This is a genomic window from Methylobacterium sp. WL6, from assembly GCF_008040095.1.
Lineage (GTDB): Bacteria > Pseudomonadota > Alphaproteobacteria > Rhizobiales > Beijerinckiaceae > Methylobacterium.
The window spans coordinates 1-17289 of sequence record NZ_VRVH01000080.1 but is presented as its reverse complement, the minus strand read 5'-3'; the positions used below and the strand labels follow the sequence as shown (position 1 = coordinate 17289).

The window sequence follows — 17289 nt, the reverse complement described above, 5'->3', positions numbered from 1 at the left end:
GGCGCCCGGCGACACCGTCGGGCGCGCGCGGGCCGGGCGCCTCAGGCCGTCGGCCCGGCCCCCTGCCGGATCGCCTCGCCGCAGATCATCGCCGCGGCGACCGCGACGTTGAGCGAGCGCATTCCGGCGCGGATCGGCACCACCACCCGCGCGTCGGCCGCGGCGTGGACCGCCTCGGGCACGCCGGCCGATTCGCGGCCCATCAGGATGCAGTCGCCGTCGCGGAAGGCGAAGCCCGTGTAGGGCAGGGCGCCCGCGGTGGTGGCGAGCACCAGGCGGATTCCCGCCTGGAGGCGCCATTCCGAGAACGCCGCCCAGGAACGGTGCCGGGTGATCGCGACGTGGTCGAGGTAGTCGAGCCCCGAGCGGCGCAGGTGACGGTCGGACACGTCGAAGCCCGCCGGCTCGACGATCTCGACGGAGAGCCCGAGGCAGGCCGCCATGCGCAGCAGCGTGCCGGTGTTCTGGGGGATGTCGGGCTGGTAGAGCGCGAGGCGGAGCATGCTCCGGGGATATCCGCTTCGGCGCCGCCGACCAATCCACGCCGGCACGGCCGATCCGTGCCGACGCATGGCAGCCCCGACGCGCTGCGGCATCGCTCCCCGCTTGGCCGGGACGACCGCGGGCTTACATGAGGGTCACGCCTCCCCGACGCAAAGCACCGTGACACCATGTTCCTCGATTGGCTCGAGCGCCGCATCGACCCGTTCGCGCCCTTCGACGCGGAGCGGATGCCCCCCAAGACCGTGCTCGGCTTCGCCGCGTTCTACCTGCGCCCGATGCGGGCCGCGCTCGCCGCCCTGTTCGTCATCGCGGTGGTGGCGGGCACGGTCGAGGCCTCGCTCTACCTGCTGATGCGCTGGTTCATCGACCTGATGAACGGCGCCGACCGAACGACGCTGCTGCAGGATCATGGGCTCGCGCTGGCGCTCGCCGCGCTGTTCCTCGTGGTGGTGCGACCGACCACGATCTGGCTGCACGAGGTCGCTTCGAACCAGCTCATCGTGCCGCAGACCACCAATCAGGTCCGCTGGCGCACCCACCTCTACACGCTCGGCCACTCGCTCTCGTACTTCCAGGGCGACTTCGCCGGCCGCCTCGCCAACCGCATCGTCCAGGTCGGCCCGGCGGTGCGCGAGATCGCGGTCGTGTTCATCGACACCCTGCTCTACGTGGCGATCTACGCGATCACCGCGGTCGGTCTGTTCTCGTCGATCTCGGTGTGGCTGGCCTTGCCGGTGGTGGCCTGGATCGCGGCCTATGCCGGGCTGACGGCGTGGTTCGTGCCGCGGGCGCGCGAGCGGTCGCACCGCACCGCCGAGACCCGCTCGGCGCTGGTCGGGCGGGTGGTCGACAGCTACACCAACATCCTCACCGTCAAGCTCTTCGCCCGCGACCGCGAGGAGCGCGCGGCCGTGCGCGAGGCGATCGACAGCAACACCCGGACCTACCTGCACCAGTTCCGGCTGGTGACGCTGACGACGACCCTGCTCGGCATCCTCAACAGCGCCCTGCTGCTCGCCACCGGCGCCCTGTGCCTGATGCTGTGGCAGCGCGGCGGCATGACCACGGGCGAGGCCGCCGCCGGCCTCGCGCTGGTGCTGCGCCTGCTCGCGATGTCGGGCTGGGTGATGCAGACCGTGCGCGGCGTGTTCGAGAACGTCGGCGTGATCCAGGAGAGCATGCAGACGATCAGCCGTCCGCACGGGCTCGTCGACGCGCCCGACGCCGCCGTGCTGAAGGTCGCGGGCGGGGACATCCGCTTCGAGAACGTCGGCTTCCATTACGGCCGCGGCGACGCCAACGTGATCGAGAACCTGTCGCTGCACATCCGGGCCGGCGAGAAGGTCGGGCTCGTCGGCGTCAGCGGCGCGGGCAAGACCACGATCACCTCGCTGCTGCTGCGCCTGCACGACGTCGAGAGCGGCCGCATCACCGTCGACGGCCAGGACATCGCGCGCGTCACGCAGGATTCGCTGCGGGGCGCCATCGCCATGGTCAGCCAGGACACCTCGCTGCTGCACCGCTCGATCCGCGACAACATCGCCTACGGCCGCCCCGACGCGACCATGGACGCGGTCGCCCGCGCCGCCGAGCTCGCCCATGCCGACGCCTTCATCCACGACCTCGTCGACCACAAGGGGCGGCGCGGCTACGACGCCCAGGTCGGCGAGCGCGGGGTGAAGCTCTCGGGCGGCCAGCGCCAGCGCATCGCCATCGCCCGGGTGATCCTCAAGGACGCCCCGGTGCTGATCCTCGACGAGGCGACCTCGGCGCTGGATTCGGAGGTCGAGGCGGCGATCCAGGAGAGCCTTGACACCCTGATGCAGGGCAAGACCGTGCTCGCCATCGCCCACCGGCTCTCGACCATCGCGGCGCTCGACCGCCTCGTGGTCATCGACGAGGGCCGCATCGTCGAGGAGGGGACGCATGCCGAGCTGATCGGCCGCGCCGGCCTCTACGCCCGATTGTGGGAGCGCCAGTCCGGCGGCTTCCTGCCCGACCGGGCGCCCAAACCCGAGCCCCGTCGGATTTCCGACGCGTTGCCGGGGTAGAACGCGCGGAACCAGAGCCCGGAATGACGGGGAGGGCATAGGACCTCTCTTCATTCAAATGGGCGGCCGCGCCGGCCAAATCATCGAAAGACCAAGACATGCCGGCATTCGGCCTCGCGGCCTCGGCCGGGGAGGGGCGGCCTCCCGTCCGGCGAGCGTGGATCGCGGAGCTGCGCGCGACCCTCGCGCTCGCCGCGCCCCTCGTCCTCACCAACCTCGCCCAGCACGGGCTGATCACCGCCGACACGGTGATGCTCGGCCGCCTGGGCGCGCCCGAGCTCGCGGCGGCGACGCTGGCCACCAGCCTGTACTTCATCCTGTTCATCTGCGGCATCGGCCTGACCTCGGCGGTGGCGCCCCTGATCGCGGAGGCGCTCGGGCGCGACCGCACCGATTCGGACGCCGTGCGCCGCCTCGTGCGGGCAGGGTTCTGGGCCGCGACCCTCGTCGCGATCCCGCTGATGCTCGGGCTGTGGCACACGCGGGCGCTGCTGGAAGCGATCGGCGAGCCGCCGGCGCTGGCCGAGGATGCCGGCCGCTACATGCGCGCGCTGGAATGGGCGATGTGGCCGGCCCTGCTGTTCATGGTGCTGCGCGGCACCTTCGCGGCGCTGGAGCGCCCGAGCTGGCCGCTCGCCGCCAGCCTGATGGCGCTGCCGGTCAATATCGGCCTCGCGGTCTGGCTCGCCTTCGAGGGCCCCGGACGCCTCGGCATGGGGCTGGTCGGGGTCGGCATCGCCACCACCTGCGCCGCGTTCTTCACCCTCCTCGTGCTCGTCGCGGTGATCCTGCGCGACCGCGGCCTGCGCCGGTACCGGCTGCTGCACCGGGTCTGGCGCTTCGATGCGAAGCGCCTCTCGGCCCTGTTCCGCCTCGGCCTGCCGATGGCGGGGACGGGGCTCGCGGAAGCCGGCCTGTTCGAGGCGGCGGTGCTCGGCATGGGGCTGTTCGGCGCGGCCCAGCTCGCCGCGCACGCGGTGGCGATCCAGATCGCGGCGCTCTGCTTCATGGTCCCGAACGGGGTCGCGCAGGGCGCCACCGTGCGCGTCGGCCTGCGGCACGGCGCGCACGACCCGCAGGGCGTGCGGCTCGCCGGCCGCGTCGCGCTGGCGCTCGGCTTCGGCTTCATGGCGGCCTGCGCCAGCCTCCAGCTCGGCGCGCCGCGCCTGCTGATCGGGCTGTTCCTCGACGTCGAGGCACCCGCCAACGCCGCGGTGATGCCCTACGCGGTCGGCTTCCTCGGCTTCGCGGCGCTGTTCGCGGTGGCCGACGGGGTCCAGTCCGTCGCCCTCGGGATGCTGCGCGGCCTGCAAGATACGAAGGTGCCGATGCTGATCGCCGTCGGCGGCTACTGGGGCATCGGCGTGCCCGCCGGCGCGGCGCTCGCCTGGGGGGCGGGGCTGCAGGGCTACGGGATCTGGCTCGGCTTCTGCGCCGGCCTGTTCGTCGTCGCGATCCTGCTCACCGCCCGCTGGCGCCGCCTGACCGCGCTTCGGGACCGCAGGCCCGGGCCCGCCGGGCCGCCCGCGCGATAGGAAACCCGATCCGTGTCGTCCTCCGGCACAGCTTGGCTTGACTTCGGGCGACGTGCGGTCGCATTGCACAGATTAGAACGATGATGCTCTGGTCCGCTCCGCACGGGCGGTCCGACGCGGCGGGCGAGATCGGATTCCCATCCGCCCGGGAGCGCTCCGCCGACCTGCCCGACGCCACGAGATCGGGCGACGGCACACTGGGAGATTGACGACCTTGGCGAACACCTCCGCCGCCGCGTCCACCGGCACCGCCGCCCCGGACGGAACCCGCCGCGACTTCCTGTACCTGGCCACCGGCGCGGGCGCCGCCGTCGGCGTCGGCGCCGTCGCCTGGCCCTTCGTCGCCTCGATGGCGCCGGACGCCGCCACCATCGCCGCCGGCGCGCCGATCGACGTCGACCTCGCCCCGATCACCGACGGCCAGATCATCAACGTGTTCTGGCGCGGCAAGCTGATCTTCGTCCGCAAGCTCACCGAGAAGGAGGTGACGGACATGAAGGCGATCCCGGAGAGCCAGCTCTCCGATCCGGCTCCCTTCGGCACGCGGGTGAAGAAGGGCCACGACCAGTGGCTCGTGGTCTACGGCAACTGCACCCATCTCGGATGCGTGCCGATCGGCCACCAGGGCAACTTCGAGGGCTGGGCCTGCCCCTGCCACGGCTCGCAGTTCGACGCGGTCGGCCGCGTCCGCCGCGGCCCCGCCCCGATCAACCTTCCGATCCCGCCCTATTCCTTCCAGACCGACGCGAAGATCCGCATCGGCGAGGAAGCCAAGGCCGCGGCCTGAGACACGAGGGACCGCCCATGAGCGCTCACGCCAACGCCTACGTCCCCAAGAGCCGCCTCGCGAAGTGGTTCGAGGCCCGCCTGCCGATCGTCGGGCTGGTGCACTCGTCGTTCGTCGCCTTCCCGGTGCCGCGCAACCTGAACTACTTCTGGACCTTCGGCGCGATCCTGATCGCCTTCCTCGGCATCCAGATCGTCACCGGCGTCTGGCTCGCGATGCACTACGAGCCCTCGGCGACCCAGGCGTTCAACTCCGTCGAGCACATCATGCGCGACGTGAACTACGGCTGGCTGCTGCGCTACGCCCACGCCAACGGCGCGTCGATGTTCTTCGTCGCGGTCTACGTGCACATCTTCCGGGCGCTGTATTACGGGTCGTACAAGGCCCCGCGCGAGGTGCTCTACATCCTCGGCGTGATCATCTACCTCCTGATGATGGCCACCGCCTTCCTCGGCTACACCCTGCCCTGGGGCCAGATGAGCTTCTGGGGGGCGACCGTCATCACCAACATCCTCGCGGCGATCCCCGTGGTCGGCGACACCATCCAGAGCCTGCTCTGGGGCGGATACTCGGTCGGCAACCCGACGATCAACCGCTTCTTCTCGCTGCACTACCTGCTGCCGTGGATGATCGCCGGCGTCGTGGTGCTCCACGTCTGGGCGCTGCACGTCACCGGCCAGAACAACCCGACCGGCATCCCGATCAAGTCCTCGAAGGACGCGGTGCCCTTCACCCCCTACGCCACGATCAAGGACGTGTTCGCCACCGTGGTGTTCATGATCCTGTTCGCGTGGTTCATCTTCTACCAGCCGAACTATCTCGGCCACGCCGACAACTACGTCCCGGCCAACCCCGCCGTGACCCCGGCCCACATCGTGCCCGAATGGTACTTCCTGCCGTTCTACGCGATCCTGCGCGCGGTGCCGTCGAAGCTCGGCGGCGTGATCCTGATGTTCTCGGCGGTGCTGATCCTCGCGCTTGCGCCGTGGCTCGACACCTCGCGGGTGCGCTCGTGCAACTACCGGCCGATCTACCGCCAGTTCTTCTGGCTGTTCCTGGCGGTCACGGTCATCCTCGGCTGGCTCGGCGCCAAGCCGCCGGAAGGCGGCTACGTCATCGCCTCGCAGATCTGCACCTTCTACTACTTCGCCCACTTCCTCCTCGTGATGCCGATCGTCGGCCTGATCGAGACGCCGAAGGCGCTGCCCGGGTCGATCCTGGAGAGCGTGACCGGGCCGGGCAAGCAGGTGAGCGGGTCCGGGCTGCCGGCGGGCGCCGCCGCGGCGCCGACGACCAAGGGCTGAGGGCAGGACCGGAACCGACGATGAAACTCTCGAGCCTTCTCGCCGCCTCCCTGCTGGCGCTCTCCCTCGGCGCCCCGCTGGGCTCCTCGGCGGCCTCCGCCGAGGACGCGCATGGCGGCAACCAGCCGCCCCGCCTCCAGTGGAGCTACGCCGGCGTGTTCGGCCGCTTCGACCAGGCGCAGCTCCAGCGCGGGTTCCAGGTCTACAAGGAGGTCTGCTCCGCCTGCCACTCGATGAAGCTCGTGGACTTCCGCAACCTCGCGGAGGAGGGCGGTCCCGACTTCTCGGAGAGCCAGGTCAAGGCGCTCGCCGCGACCTACCAGGTCAAGGACGGCCCGAACGACGCCGGCGAGATGTTCGAGCGACCCGGCCGCCCGGCCGACAAGTTCCCGCCGCCCTTCCCGAACGACCAGGCGGCGGCGGCGGCCAACGGCGGCAAGGCGCCGCCGGACTTCTCGGTGCTGGCCAAGGCCCGCACCTTCGAGCGCGGCTTCCCGTGGTTCATCACCGACGCGCTGCCCTTCGTCGGCTATTCCGAGCAGGGCGTGGACTACATCCACGCGGTGCTGAACGGCTACGAGGAGCCCCCGAAGGGCACCGACGTGCCGGACGGCGTGCACTACAACAAGTACTATCCCGGCCACCTGATCGCGATGCCGAACCCGATCAGCGACGGCCAGGTGACCTACCCGAAGAACGAGGCCGGCCAGCCGGTCGTGCCGGAGACGGTCGACCAGTACACCCGCGACGTGGCGGCCTTCATGGCCTGGGCCGCCGAGCCGCACATGATGGCGCGCAAGGCGCTCGGCTTCCGGGTGATTCTGTTCCTGATCCTGCTCTCGGGGCTGCTGTACTACGTCAAGAAGCGGGTCTGGGCCGACGTCGGCGGCGAGGTCCACGGTCTCCAGCCCGAGCTGCACAAGGCGGGTTGACGCCCGATCGATCCACGGACGACCGAACGGGCCCCTCGCGGGGCCCGTTCGCATTTTTGCCGCGCGCGCAGTTCGTGATAGCGGGACGCGGAGATCTCGACCTCGCCGAGACCTGCGCGGGTCCCTTCCCCCGGGGGGAGAAGGACAGGATGGGGGGCGTGCGCCGTCCGGAGAGGTCACGCCCCTCACCCCACCCCTCTCCCCATGGAGAGGGAGCCCCGCAGCGGCTCCTACGCGCCACCTTCGACAACGGACGATCGACATGACGGCAGCGGTGCTCGGTGTGATGGGCGGGTCGGGGGTCTACGACCTGCCGGGGCTCGAGGACGTGCGCGAGGAGCGGGTGGCGTCGCCCTGGGGCGAGCCGTCCGACGCCCTGCGGATCGGGCGCATCGGGGACACCAAGGTGGTGTTCCTGGCCCGCCACGGCCGCGGGCACCGCCTCTCCCCGTCCGGCATCGACTACCGCGCCAACATCGACGCGCTGAAGCGGGCCGGCGTCACCGACCTCGTCGCGCTGTCGGCCTGCGGCTCGTTCCGCAACGAGCTGCATCCGGGCCTGTTCGTGCTCGTCGACCAGTTCGTCGACCGGACGGTGGGGCGCGCGTCCTCGTTCTTCGGCAACGGCTGCGTTGCCCACGTCTCGCTCGCCCACCCGGTCGGCCCGAACCTGCAGAAGCGCATCGCGAACGCGGCGGAGGCGGAGGGGATCGCCGTGCATCGCGGCGGCACCTACGTCTGCATGGAGGGGCCGCAATTCTCCTCGCTCGCCGAATCGAAGAGCTACAAGGCGCAAGGGTTCGACGTGATCGGCATGACCAACATGCCCGAGGCCAAGCTCGCCCGCGAGGCCGAGATCACCTACGCCACCATCGCGATGGTCACAGATTTCGACTGCTGGCATCCAGGCCACGACGCGGTCGACGTGGCCTCGGTCGTCGCGGTGGCGCGGGCCAACGCCGACAAGGCCGCCCGCCTCGTGGCGCGGCTCGCCCGCGACCTGCCCGCGACCCGCGAGGATTGCCCGGCCGGCTCGCACCGGGCGCTCGACGGCGCGATCATGACAGCGCCGTCCCACCGCGACCCGGACCTGCTGGCCAAGCTCGACGCGGTGGCGGGGCGCGTGCTCAAGGATTGAGCCGAGCCCTTCCCCCGGCGACGGCTTCCGCACTAGAACGCACGAAAGCCGGCCGCATCGGCCCGGCGAACGAACACCCACGAAGACCATGCGCAGCGCCAGCATCAGCCGGAAGACGGCGGAGACCGACGTGTCGGTCTCGATCGACCTCGACGGCACCGGCAAGGCCGGGATCGCCACCGGGGTCGGCTTCCTCGACCACATGCTCGAGCTGTTCGCCCGGCACGGCCTGTTCGACGTCGAGGCGCGGGTGACCGGCGACCTGCACGTCGACCAGCACCACACGGTGGAGGATTGCGGCATCGCGCTCGGCCAGGCCTTCGCGAAGGCGCTCGGCGACAAGCGCGGCATCGCCCGCTACGCCGACATCCACATGCCGATGGACGAGACGTTGAGCCGGGTCGCGATCGACATCTCGGGCAGGCCGTTCCTGGTGTTCCGCACCGCCTTCCGCGTCGAGAAGATCGGTGCCTTCGACACCGAGCTGGTGCGCGAGTGGTTCCAGGCCTTCGCCATGAACGCCGGCATCACGCTCCACGTCGAGACGCTCTACGGCGACAACGCCCATCACATCGCCGAGAGCTGCTTCAAGGGGCTGGCCCGCGCCTTGCGGAAGGCCGTCGCGGTCGATCCCCGCGAGGAGGGACGCGTTCCCTCGACCAAGGGTTCGCTCTAGGCGAGGATCGCGGACGGCCGTCGCGGCGGGCTCGCGCAGCCGCCTCCGGCGTTCGGCCGACAGGAAAGGGAAGGGGTCGCCATGAGGATGCGCAGCTACACGCTCCATCTGCCGCACGAGGCCCGCTCCGGCGAGGCGCACGACCTCGACCGGGCGCAGCTGGTGCCGGACGGGTTCTCGTGGGCGGCCTTCGCCTTCTCGGTGCTGTGGTTCCTCTATCACCGCCTCTGGCTCGCAGCCCTGCTGGTGCTGGCCGGGCTGGGCGCCACCGCGCTCGTCGGCTACGGCCTCGGCCTGTCGCCCGCCGCCGGCACCGCGATCACGCTGCTGGTCCTGGTGCTGATCGGGCTCGAGGCGTCCTCGCTCCGGCGCTGGACGCTCGCCCGCAACGGCCGGCCGGCGCGCGACGCGGTGGTGGCCTTCAACGCCGACGAGGCCGAAGCCAAGGCGATGACGCGCTGGCTCGACCCCGCCCCCGCGCCGACCGTCCGGGCCTCGACCGCGTTCGCGGGCAACCGCGCGGCCGAGCCTGTGATCGGCCTGTTTCCCGCGCAGGGCGGCCGGTGAGCGTCTTCGAGGAACAACGACCGTGAGCGCCGAGACCGTCGCGATCATCGATTACGGGTCGGGCAACCTGCACTCGGCGGCCAAGGCCTTCGAGCGGGCGGCCCGCGAGGCCGGGCTGCCGGAGACCCGCATCGTCGTCACCGGCGATCCGGACGCGGTCGCGCGCGCCGACCGGATCGTGCTCCCCGGGGTCGGCGCCTACGCCGATTGCCGCCGCGGGCTCGACGCCGTCCCCGGCCTCGTGGCGGCGATGACCGATGCCGCCATCGGGTCGGGGCGTCCCTTCCTCGGCATCTGCGTCGGCATGCAGCTGATGGGAACGCGCGGCCTCGAATACGAGACCACGGAAGGCCTCGGCTGGATCTCCGGCGACGTCGGCCCGATCCGGCCGTCCGACCCCACGCTCAAGATCCCGCACATGGGCTGGAACACCCTGACGCCGTCCCGCGACCATCCGCTGCTCGACGGCATCCGCACCGGGCCGGACGGGCTGCACGCCTACTTCGTGCACAGCTTCGCCCTGAAGGCGGATCGCCCGGACGAGGTCGTCGCCGAGGCGGCCTACGGCGGTCCCGTCACCGCGATGGTGGCGCGCGACAACCTCGCCGGCACCCAGTTCCACCCGGAGAAGAGCCAGCATCTCGGGCTGGCCCTGCTTGCGAACTTTCTGCGCTGGCGGCCGTAACCGCCGCGCCCTCCGTCGAACGACCAGAAGAAACGAGCGTCCGCGTGATCCTGTATCCGGCCATCGATCTCAAGGAAGGACACTGCGTCCGCCTCGTGCAGGGCGACATGGCCCAGGCCGTGGTGTTCAACGACGACCCGGCGGCGCAGGCCCGGGCCTTCGCCGAGCAGGGCTTCTCCTGGCTCCACGTGGTCGACCTCGACGGTGCCTTCGCCGGGGCGCCGATGAACGCGGCCGCCGTCGACGCGATCCTCGCCCAGGTCGACATCCCGGTGCAGCTCGGGGGCGGCATCCGCGAGATGCGCACGCTGGAGGGCTGGCTCGAGAAGGGCGTCGCACGGGTAATCATCGGCACGGCGGCCGTGCGCGACCCGGCCTTCGTCCACGAGGCGGCGCGGCGCCATCCCGGCAGGATCGCGGTGGGCATCGACGCCAAGGACGGGCGCGTCGCGGTGGCGGGCTGGGCCGAGACCTCGAGCATGACCGCCGAGGACCTCGGCCGCCGGTTCGAGGATGCCGGCGTCTCGGCGATCATCTACACCGACATCGCCCGCGACGGCATCCTGAAGGGCCTCAACATCGAGATGACGGTGGCGCTCGCCGAAGCCGTGAGCATCCCGGTGATCGCGTCGGGCGGCCTCGCCTCGATCGAGGACGTGCACCGCCTGCTCGAGCCCGACTGCGCGATGCTGGCCGGTGCGATCACGGGGCGCGCCCTCTACGACGGCCGCATCGACCCGCGCGCAGCGCTGTTCGCGATCAGGGCGGCGCGCGGAGGCGGCACTTCGTGATAGGCTCGCCCGGTCAAGGGTTTGCCGGGAGGCGGCGATGACGGCTTCGGCGAAGGCGGCGCGACCGGCCGAGACCGGGACGGCCTACGCGGACGACTTCTACACCTGGACGCAGGAGCAGGGGGCACGCCTCCGGGCGGGCGACCTGACCGGCCTCGATCGGGAGAACCTCGCCGAGGAGATCGAGAGCTTGGGTCGCAGCCAGTTCAGCAGCCTCGTCGGCGCGTGGCGCATCGTCCTGCTGCATATGCTCAAGTGGGATCACCAGCCATCGCGACGGACGCGAAGCTGGGTGATCTCGATCGCGACGCATCGGGTGGCTGCGGCCGACGAGCTGGCGGACAGTCCCGGCCTGAAGAGCCGTCGGGTGGAAGCGATGGAACGCGCCTACCGCCGCGCCCGTCTCGAAGCGGCTGACGAGACCGGCCTTCCGCTGAAGACCTTTCCCGAGACCTGCCCCTACACCCACGACGAGATGCTCACGCGTCCCTTCGCGATCGACCCCGACGACACGACCGCCTGAAGGCTCCCAGCGTGCTCAAGACCCGCATCATCCCCTGCCTCGACGTCAAGGACGGCCGCGTCGTCAAGGGCGTGAAGTTCCTCGAGCTGCGCGACGCGGGCGATCCGGTCGAGGCGGCCAAGGCCTACGACGCGGCCGGGGCCGACGAGCTCTGCTTCCTCGACATCACCGCGAGCCACGAGGCGCGCGGCACCCTGCTCGACGTGGTGAGCCGCACGGCGGAGGCCTGCTTCATGCCGCTCACCGTCGGCGGCGGCGTGCGCGCGGTGGCGGACGTGCGCGCGCTGCTGCTCGCCGGCGCCGACAAGGTCGCGATCAACACCGCGGCCGTGAACGATCCCGACCTCGTCGCTCGGGCCGCCGAGAAGTTCGGCGCGCAATGCGTCGTGGTGGCGATCGACGCCAAGCGCACCTCCGCGCCGGGCGAGCCGGACGCGTGGCAGATCTTCACCCATGGCGGCCGCACCCCCACCGGCCTCGACGCGATCGCCTTCGCCCGCACGGTGGCGGCCAAGGGAGCGGGCGAATTGCTCGTCACCTCCATGGACCGGGACGGGACGCGCTCGGGCTACGACCTCGCGCTGATCCGCGCCGTCGCCGACGCGGTGACCGTGCCGGTGATCGCCTCGGGCGGCGTCGGCGGGCTCGACGACCTCGTGGCCGGCGTCGCCGAAGGCCATGCCAGCGCGGTGCTCGCGGCCTCGATCTTCCATTTCGGGGAAGCCAGCGTCGCCGAGGCCAAGGCGCACATGGCGGCGGCCGGCCTCGCGATGCGGCTGGACGCCTGACCCGAGATCGGGAAGACGCCGGGGGCCGCGGCCGGATCCGGCACCATTTTTCCGACAATTCCACCCGCCCGTCGCGCAAATGCGGGTGGCGAGGCGCTGCTGTGCCGGCTCCCGTCTTGCCCGGCGCCCGCCGTTGACGCAGGTTCCGGCGACGGCATCGTCGTTTCCGAACCCTGCCGCACGGGTCCTCTATGTCCGCCTACACCCTCGACGACCTCGCCCGCCTGGTGGCGAGCCGCGCCGGCACCGCGCCCGACCAATCGTACACGGCCAAGCTGCTCGCGGGCGGCCCGGCCAAGGCCGCCAAGAAGCTCGGCGAGGAGGCGGTGGAGGCCGCCATCGCCGCGGTGCAGGGCGACAAGACCGGGCTGACCAACGAGGCGGCGGACGTGCTCTACCACCTCGTGGTGCTGCTGCGCGCCGGCGGCGTCGAGCTCTCCGCGGTGATGGCGGAGCTGGAGCGCCGCACGGCGCAGAGCGGCATCGCCGAGAAGGCGTCGAGGCCGCCGGCATGAAGGCGGCCGCGCTCGCCGCCGGCCAGACCCCGGTGACGGGGCAGAACCCGGTCACCGGCGACGGGTCGGAGCGGCTGTCGCCCTACCGCCTGTTCAGCCGCGAATCCTGGGCGCAGCTGCGCGCCGACACGCCGCTGACGCTGACGCAGGAGGACATCGAGCGCCTGCAATCGCTGAACGACCCGATCTCGGTGGAGGAGGTGGTCGCGATCTACCTGCCGCTGTCGCGGCTGCTCGCGCTCTACGTCGCGGCGAGCCAGGGCCTGTTCAAGGCGACCCAGCGCTTCCTGATGGCCGAGCGCGAGACCAAGGCGCCCTACATCATCGGGCTCGCCGGATCGGTGGCGGTGGGCAAGTCGACCACGGCCCGCGTGCTCGCCGCGCTGCTCGCGCGCTGGCCGAACACCCCGAAGGTCGACCTCGTCACCACCGACGGGTTCCTGCTGCCGAACGCCGCGCTCGCCGCGCAGGGCATCATGGACCGGAAGGGATTTCCCGAGAGCTACGACACCGCCGCCCTGCTGCAGTTCCTGCACGACGTGAAATCGGGCCGGAAGCGCGTCACCGCTCCGCTCTACTCGCACCTCGTCTACGACCGGGTGGACGGCGAGGAGCGGGTGGTCGAGAGCCCCGACATCCTGATCGTCGAGGGCCTGAACGTGCTGCAGCCGGCCCGCCTACCGCGCGACGGCACCGCGATTCCGTTCGTCTCCGACTTCTTCGACTTCTCGATCTACCTCGACGGGCACGAGGACGATCTGCACCGCTGGTACGTGATGCGCTTCATGCGCCTGCGGCAGACCGCGTTCCGCGACCCCCGCTCGTATTTCCGCAAGTACGCCGAGGTGCCCGAATCGGAAGCGCTCGCCATCGCCGACCGGCTGTGGACGACGATCAACCTGCCGAACCTGCGCGACAACATCCTGCCGACCCGCCAGCGCGCCAGCCTGATCCTGGCCAAGGGCGCGAGCCACCGCATCGAGAGCGTCGCGCTGCGGCGGTTGTAGGACCCCGCTCAGGCGAACGGAAACGCCGCCTCCGCGACATAGGGCCCGCCCCCGGTCGAGTCGCGCGCCGAGTACAGCACCACCTGCGTCGCGGAAAAGCGCAGCGGCGTGAAGATCGGCGCCTGCGACAGGTACATCGCCACCGCCTCGGGCGTGGCCTCGCGGCGCAGGCGCGCCAGCGTCACGTGCGGCACGAACCTGCGCCGTTCCGGCTCGGCGCCCGCCCGGCGGATCAGGCGCTCCTGCTCGGCCTGGAGGTCCATCAGATCGGCGTTGGCGGCGACGCTGGCGAGCAGCGCGCGCGGCTTGTCGCCGCCGAACACCGAGAGGCCGTCCAGCACCACCTCGAGCGCCGGCCGCGCCCGCATCTCCGACAGCGCCTCGACCGCGTCCTCGGCAAGCGCGACCGGCACGTTGCCGAGGAAGCGCAGGGTGACGTGGTGATCCGACGGCTCGATCCAGCGTGCGCCCTGCAGGCCGCCGCGGAACGGCGCCAGCCCGGCGGCGATCTCAGGCGGGAGGCCGAGCGCCGTGAACAGGCGCGGCATCGCTAACGAGCCCCGGCCGGGAGCCGCCCGAGGAAGGTCTCGACCAAGGGCAGGATGCCGGCCACGATCACGTCGACGCCCTTGGCGTTCGGGTGGAGCCCGTCGTCGAGGGTGTAGGCGCGGTCGCCGACCATGCCGGCCATGAAGAACGGGTACAGCACGAGGTCGTAGGTCCGGGCGAGATCCGGGTAGATCGCGTCGAAGCGCGCGACGTAGTCGGGCCCGAGGTTGGTCGAGGCCCGCATGCCGGCGAGCAGCACCGGGATGCCGCGCGCCTTCAGCCGCGTCACGATCGCCTCCAGCGCCTTCCGCGTCACGGCGGGATCGGTGCCGCGCAGCATGTCGTTGGCGCCGAGCTCCAGGATCACCCCGTCGGTGCCGTCGGGCACCGACCAGTCGACCCGGTCGAGGCCGTTGGTGGCGGTCTCGCCCGAGACGCCGGCATTGGCGACCGTCACCGTCCGGCCTTTCGCCGCGAGCGCCCGCTCCAGCACCGCCGGGAAGGCGGAGCTCGCCGGAAGGCGGTAGCCCGCGGTGAGGCTGTCGCCGAGCGCGACGAGCCGGATCGGCTTCGATTCGGGCTTCGGATCCGCCTTGGCCGGCGCGAGGCCCGCCATCGACAGGACCAGCCCCGCTGCGGCAAAGAGCGCCATCAGCGCCGCCCTGCGCCGGCCATCATGGCGTGGCTCCGTCGCGCTCGCCATATCGGGCCCGCGCGCATCGCCCGGCACGGGTCGTGCCGGAGCGCACCGAACGTTCGTCCGCCAACCGTGATCTCCGTCCCGCATGTTCGCCATCCGCCACAGATCGGCTCGACCGTGACCGCCGACAACCCCTCTTCCGGCAAGACCTCGCCTGCCATGTCCGCGTTCGGGACGCCAGCCATCGCTCTCTCTGGCATCGACCTCAGCCTCGGGCGGGGGGCCGCCCGCGTCCATGTGCTGCGCGGCATCTCGCTCGACGTCGGCCGCGGCGAGGCGGTCGGCCTCGTCGGGCCGTCGGGCTCCGGCAAGTCGACCCTGCTGATGGTGATGGCGGGCCTCGAGCGGCCCGATGCCGGCGCGATCCGGATCGAGGACACCGACCTCGGCGCCCTCGACGAGGACGCGCTCGCGCGCTTCCGCGGCCGGCGGATCGGCATCGTGTTCCAGGCCTTCCACCTCGTCCCGACGATGACCGCCCTGGAGAACGTCGCCCTGCCGCTGGAGCTGGCCGACAAGCCGGACGCCCATGCCCGCGCCCGGCGGGAGCTCGAAGCCGTCGGCCTCGGCCACCGGCTGCACCACTACCCGGCTCAGCTCTCGGGCGGCGAGCAGCAGCGCGTCGCCATCGCCCGCGCCGTGGCACCGGACCCGGCGATCCTGGTCGCCGACGAGCCGACGGGCAATCTCGACGAGGCGACCGGCCGCCAGATCGTCGACCTGCTGTTCGCGCTGAAGCGCGACCGCGGCGCGACGCTCGTCCTCGTCACCCACGATCCGGGGCTCGCCCGCCTCTGCGATCGTACGGTGCGCCTGCGCTCGGGGCGGATCGAGGAGCCGGTGGCGGCCTGATGCACGGCACCCTCTCCCAACCCCGGCCGACGCCCGCCTCGCGCCTGCCGCTGACCCTGCGCCTCGCGCTGCGCGAGCTCCGCGGGGGCTTGCGCGGCTTCGCCGTGTTCCTCGCCTGCATCGCGCTCGGCGTCGCGGCGATCGCCGGGGTCGCCTCGATCTCGCGCTCGCTGTCGGACGGGCTCGGCCGCGAGGGCAAGCGCATCCTCGGCGGCGACCTCAGCTACAGCCTGATCAACCGCGAGGCGACGGAGCCGGAGCGCGCGGTGCTCGACGCGCAGGGGCGTGTCGACGTGGTCGCCTCGCTCCGCGCCATGGCGGTGGCGGGCGAGGGCGCGGCGCTGGTCGAGCTGAAGGCGGTCGATGCCGGCTACCCGACCGCCGGAGAGCTCGTCACCGAGCCGCAGGCGCCCCTCGCCGACCTGCTGGCCGAGCGTGACGGGATCGACGGCGCGCTCGCCGACCCGGCGCTGCTGACCCGCCTCGACCTCAAGGTCGGCGACCGGATCACGCTCGCCGGCCGGCCCTTCGCCATCCGCGCGACCCTCGTCTCGGAGCCCGACAAGATCGCCGGCGGCATCGGCTTCGGGCCGCGGCTGATCGTGTCGCAGGGTGCGCTGCGCCGCACCGGCCTGGTCCAGCCGGGAAGCCTCAACCGCTGGAGCTACCGGCTGCTGCTGCCCGGCGCCGACGATGCGGGCCTCGACGCCGCCGCCGCCCGGATCGCAACGGCCGCCCCGCAGGCCGGCTGGGAGATGCGGGCGCGCACCAACGCCGACCCGCGGTTCTCCAAGAGCATCGAGCGATTCACCCAGTTCCTGACGCTGGTCGGCCTCACCGCGCTGATCGTCGGCGGGGTCGGCGTCGCCAACGCCGTCAACGCCTTCGTCGAGCGCAAGCGCCCCTCGATCGCGACCCTGAAGAGCGTCGGTGCGCCGGGCTCGAAGGTCGTCGCCCTGTACCTGACGCAGGTGATGCTGATCGCCGGGCTCGGCACGGCGATCGGGCTCACTGTGGGCGCCGCGCTGCCCTTCGCCCTCGACGCGCTGTTCCAAGACAGCCTGCCCCTGCCGCTGAACCCGACGCTGGCGCCCCTCGAGCTGCTCCAGGCGGCGGCCTACGGGCTCCTCACGGCCCTGGCCTTCGCGATCACGCCCCTGGGGCGCGCCCACGACGTTCCGGTCTCGGGGCTGTTTCGCGACACCGTCGACCCAGCCGCCAGCGGCATCCGCCCGCGCTACCGGGCGATCCTGGCGCTGGCGCTCGCCGCCCTGGTGGGGCTCGCCGTCGGCACCGCCTTCGACCGGCGCGTGGCGCTGATCTTCATCGCCGCCGCCGGCCTCGCCTTCGGCCTGCTGCGGCTGGTCGCGGTCGGCGTGATGGCG

19 protein-coding genes are annotated in these 17289 nt (G+C 71.8%); 16 read left to right on the top strand and 3 right to left on the bottom strand.

Annotated features, from left to right (window positions below; translation table 11 throughout):
• Positions 1-41: 41 nt before the first annotated feature.
• Entirely contained in the window at positions 42-503 is a 462-nt protein-coding gene (locus FV230_RS13065; protein ID WP_147842697.1) for a tRNA (cytidine(34)-2'-O)-methyltransferase, read from the bottom strand.
• Positions 504-671: 168 nt separating this feature from the next.
• Here FV230_RS13065 and FV230_RS13060 point away from each other — a divergent pair, with 168 nt between their 5' ends.
• The 14 genes from FV230_RS13060 to coaA all read left to right on the top strand — a co-directional run bounded on the left by FV230_RS13060 (position 672) and on the right by coaA (position 13803).
• Positions 672-2555, top strand: a complete 1884-nt coding sequence (locus FV230_RS13060; protein WP_147842696.1) for an ABC transporter ATP-binding protein — start codon at positions 672-674, stop codon at positions 2553-2555.
• Between the two features lie 98 nt (positions 2556-2653).
• The gene (locus FV230_RS13055) at positions 2654-4090 is read left to right on the top strand and encodes an MATE family efflux transporter (RefSeq protein ID WP_147842695.1); all 1437 of its coding nucleotides are present in this window, start codon (positions 2654-2656) and stop codon (positions 4088-4090) included.
• Positions 4091-4304: 214 nt separating this feature from the next.
• Entirely contained in the window at positions 4305-4877 is a 573-nt protein-coding gene (gene petA, locus FV230_RS13050; RefSeq protein WP_147842694.1) for a ubiquinol-cytochrome c reductase iron-sulfur subunit, read from the top strand.
• A gap of 17 nt (positions 4878-4894) precedes the next feature.
• Entirely contained in the window at positions 4895-6181 is a 1287-nt protein-coding gene (locus tag FV230_RS13045) for a cytochrome b N-terminal domain-containing protein (protein ID WP_147725806.1), read from the top strand.
• Between the two features lie 20 nt (positions 6182-6201).
• Positions 6202-7113 (top strand): cytochrome c1, encoded by a 912-nt coding sequence (locus FV230_RS13040; RefSeq protein ID WP_147725805.1) that lies wholly within the window; start codon positions 6202-6204, stop codon positions 7111-7113.
• A 262-nt stretch (positions 7114-7375) separates the two neighbouring features.
• The gene (locus FV230_RS13035; RefSeq protein WP_147725804.1) at positions 7376-8251 is read left to right on the top strand and encodes an S-methyl-5'-thioadenosine phosphorylase; all 876 of its coding nucleotides are present in this window, start codon (positions 7376-7378) and stop codon (positions 8249-8251) included.
• A gap of 88 nt (positions 8252-8339) precedes the next feature.
• Positions 8340-8927, top strand: a complete 588-nt coding sequence (gene hisB / locus FV230_RS13030) for an imidazoleglycerol-phosphate dehydratase HisB (RefSeq protein ID WP_147842693.1) — start codon at positions 8340-8342, stop codon at positions 8925-8927.
• 87 nt (positions 8928-9014) lie between these two features.
• The gene (locus FV230_RS13025) at positions 9015-9494 is read left to right on the top strand and encodes a DUF2628 domain-containing protein (protein WP_147725814.1); all 480 of its coding nucleotides are present in this window, start codon (positions 9015-9017) and stop codon (positions 9492-9494) included.
• A 22-nt stretch (positions 9495-9516) separates the two neighbouring features.
• Positions 9517-10179, top strand: a complete 663-nt coding sequence (hisH, locus tag FV230_RS13020) for an imidazole glycerol phosphate synthase subunit HisH (protein ID WP_147725802.1) — start codon at positions 9517-9519, stop codon at positions 10177-10179.
• Positions 10180-10223: 44 nt separating this feature from the next.
• On the top strand, positions 10224-10970 hold the full coding sequence (gene hisA / locus FV230_RS13015; protein ID WP_147842692.1) for a 1-(5-phosphoribosyl)-5-[(5-phosphoribosylamino)methylideneamino]imidazole-4-carboxamide isomerase: 747 nt from the start codon (positions 10224-10226) through the stop codon (positions 10968-10970).
• Between the two features lie 37 nt (positions 10971-11007).
• Positions 11008-11493, top strand: a complete 486-nt coding sequence (locus FV230_RS13010) for a DUF29 domain-containing protein (RefSeq protein ID WP_147725800.1) — start codon at positions 11008-11010, stop codon at positions 11491-11493.
• 11 nt (positions 11494-11504) lie between these two features.
• Complete coding sequence (gene hisF / locus FV230_RS13005) at positions 11505-12281, top strand: imidazole glycerol phosphate synthase subunit HisF (RefSeq protein ID WP_147725799.1); 777 nt, start codon at positions 11505-11507, stop codon at positions 12279-12281.
• Between the two features lie 191 nt (positions 12282-12472).
• On the top strand, positions 12473-12796 hold the full coding sequence (locus FV230_RS13000; protein WP_147725798.1) for a phosphoribosyl-ATP diphosphatase: 324 nt from the start codon (positions 12473-12475) through the stop codon (positions 12794-12796).
• Entirely contained in the window at positions 12793-13803 is a 1011-nt protein-coding gene (gene coaA / locus FV230_RS12995; protein WP_147725797.1) for a type I pantothenate kinase, read from the top strand. The genes FV230_RS13000 and coaA overlap by 4 nt, the downstream gene beginning before the upstream one ends.
• 8 nt (positions 13804-13811) lie before the next feature.
• On the opposite strand, the gene thpR is transcribed toward coaA, so the two are convergent.
• The gene (gene thpR / locus FV230_RS12990; protein WP_147842691.1) at positions 13812-14351 is read right to left on the bottom strand and encodes an RNA 2',3'-cyclic phosphodiesterase; all 540 of its coding nucleotides are present in this window, start codon (positions 14349-14351) and stop codon (positions 13812-13814) included.
• 2 nt (positions 14352-14353) lie between these two features.
• Positions 14354-15004 (bottom strand): arylesterase, encoded by a 651-nt coding sequence (locus tag FV230_RS12985; protein WP_147842690.1) that lies wholly within the window; start codon positions 15002-15004, stop codon positions 14354-14356.
• 207 nt (positions 15005-15211) lie between these two features.
• Here FV230_RS12985 and FV230_RS12980 point away from each other — a divergent pair, with 207 nt between their 5' ends.
• Positions 15212-15904, top strand: a complete 693-nt coding sequence (locus FV230_RS12980; RefSeq protein ID WP_147842689.1) for an ABC transporter ATP-binding protein — start codon at positions 15212-15214, stop codon at positions 15902-15904.
• On the top strand, positions 15904-17289 hold a 1386-nt coding region (locus FV230_RS12975; protein ID WP_147842688.1), incomplete at its 3' end, for an FtsX-like permease family protein. The genes FV230_RS12980 and FV230_RS12975, both read left to right, overlap by 1 nt.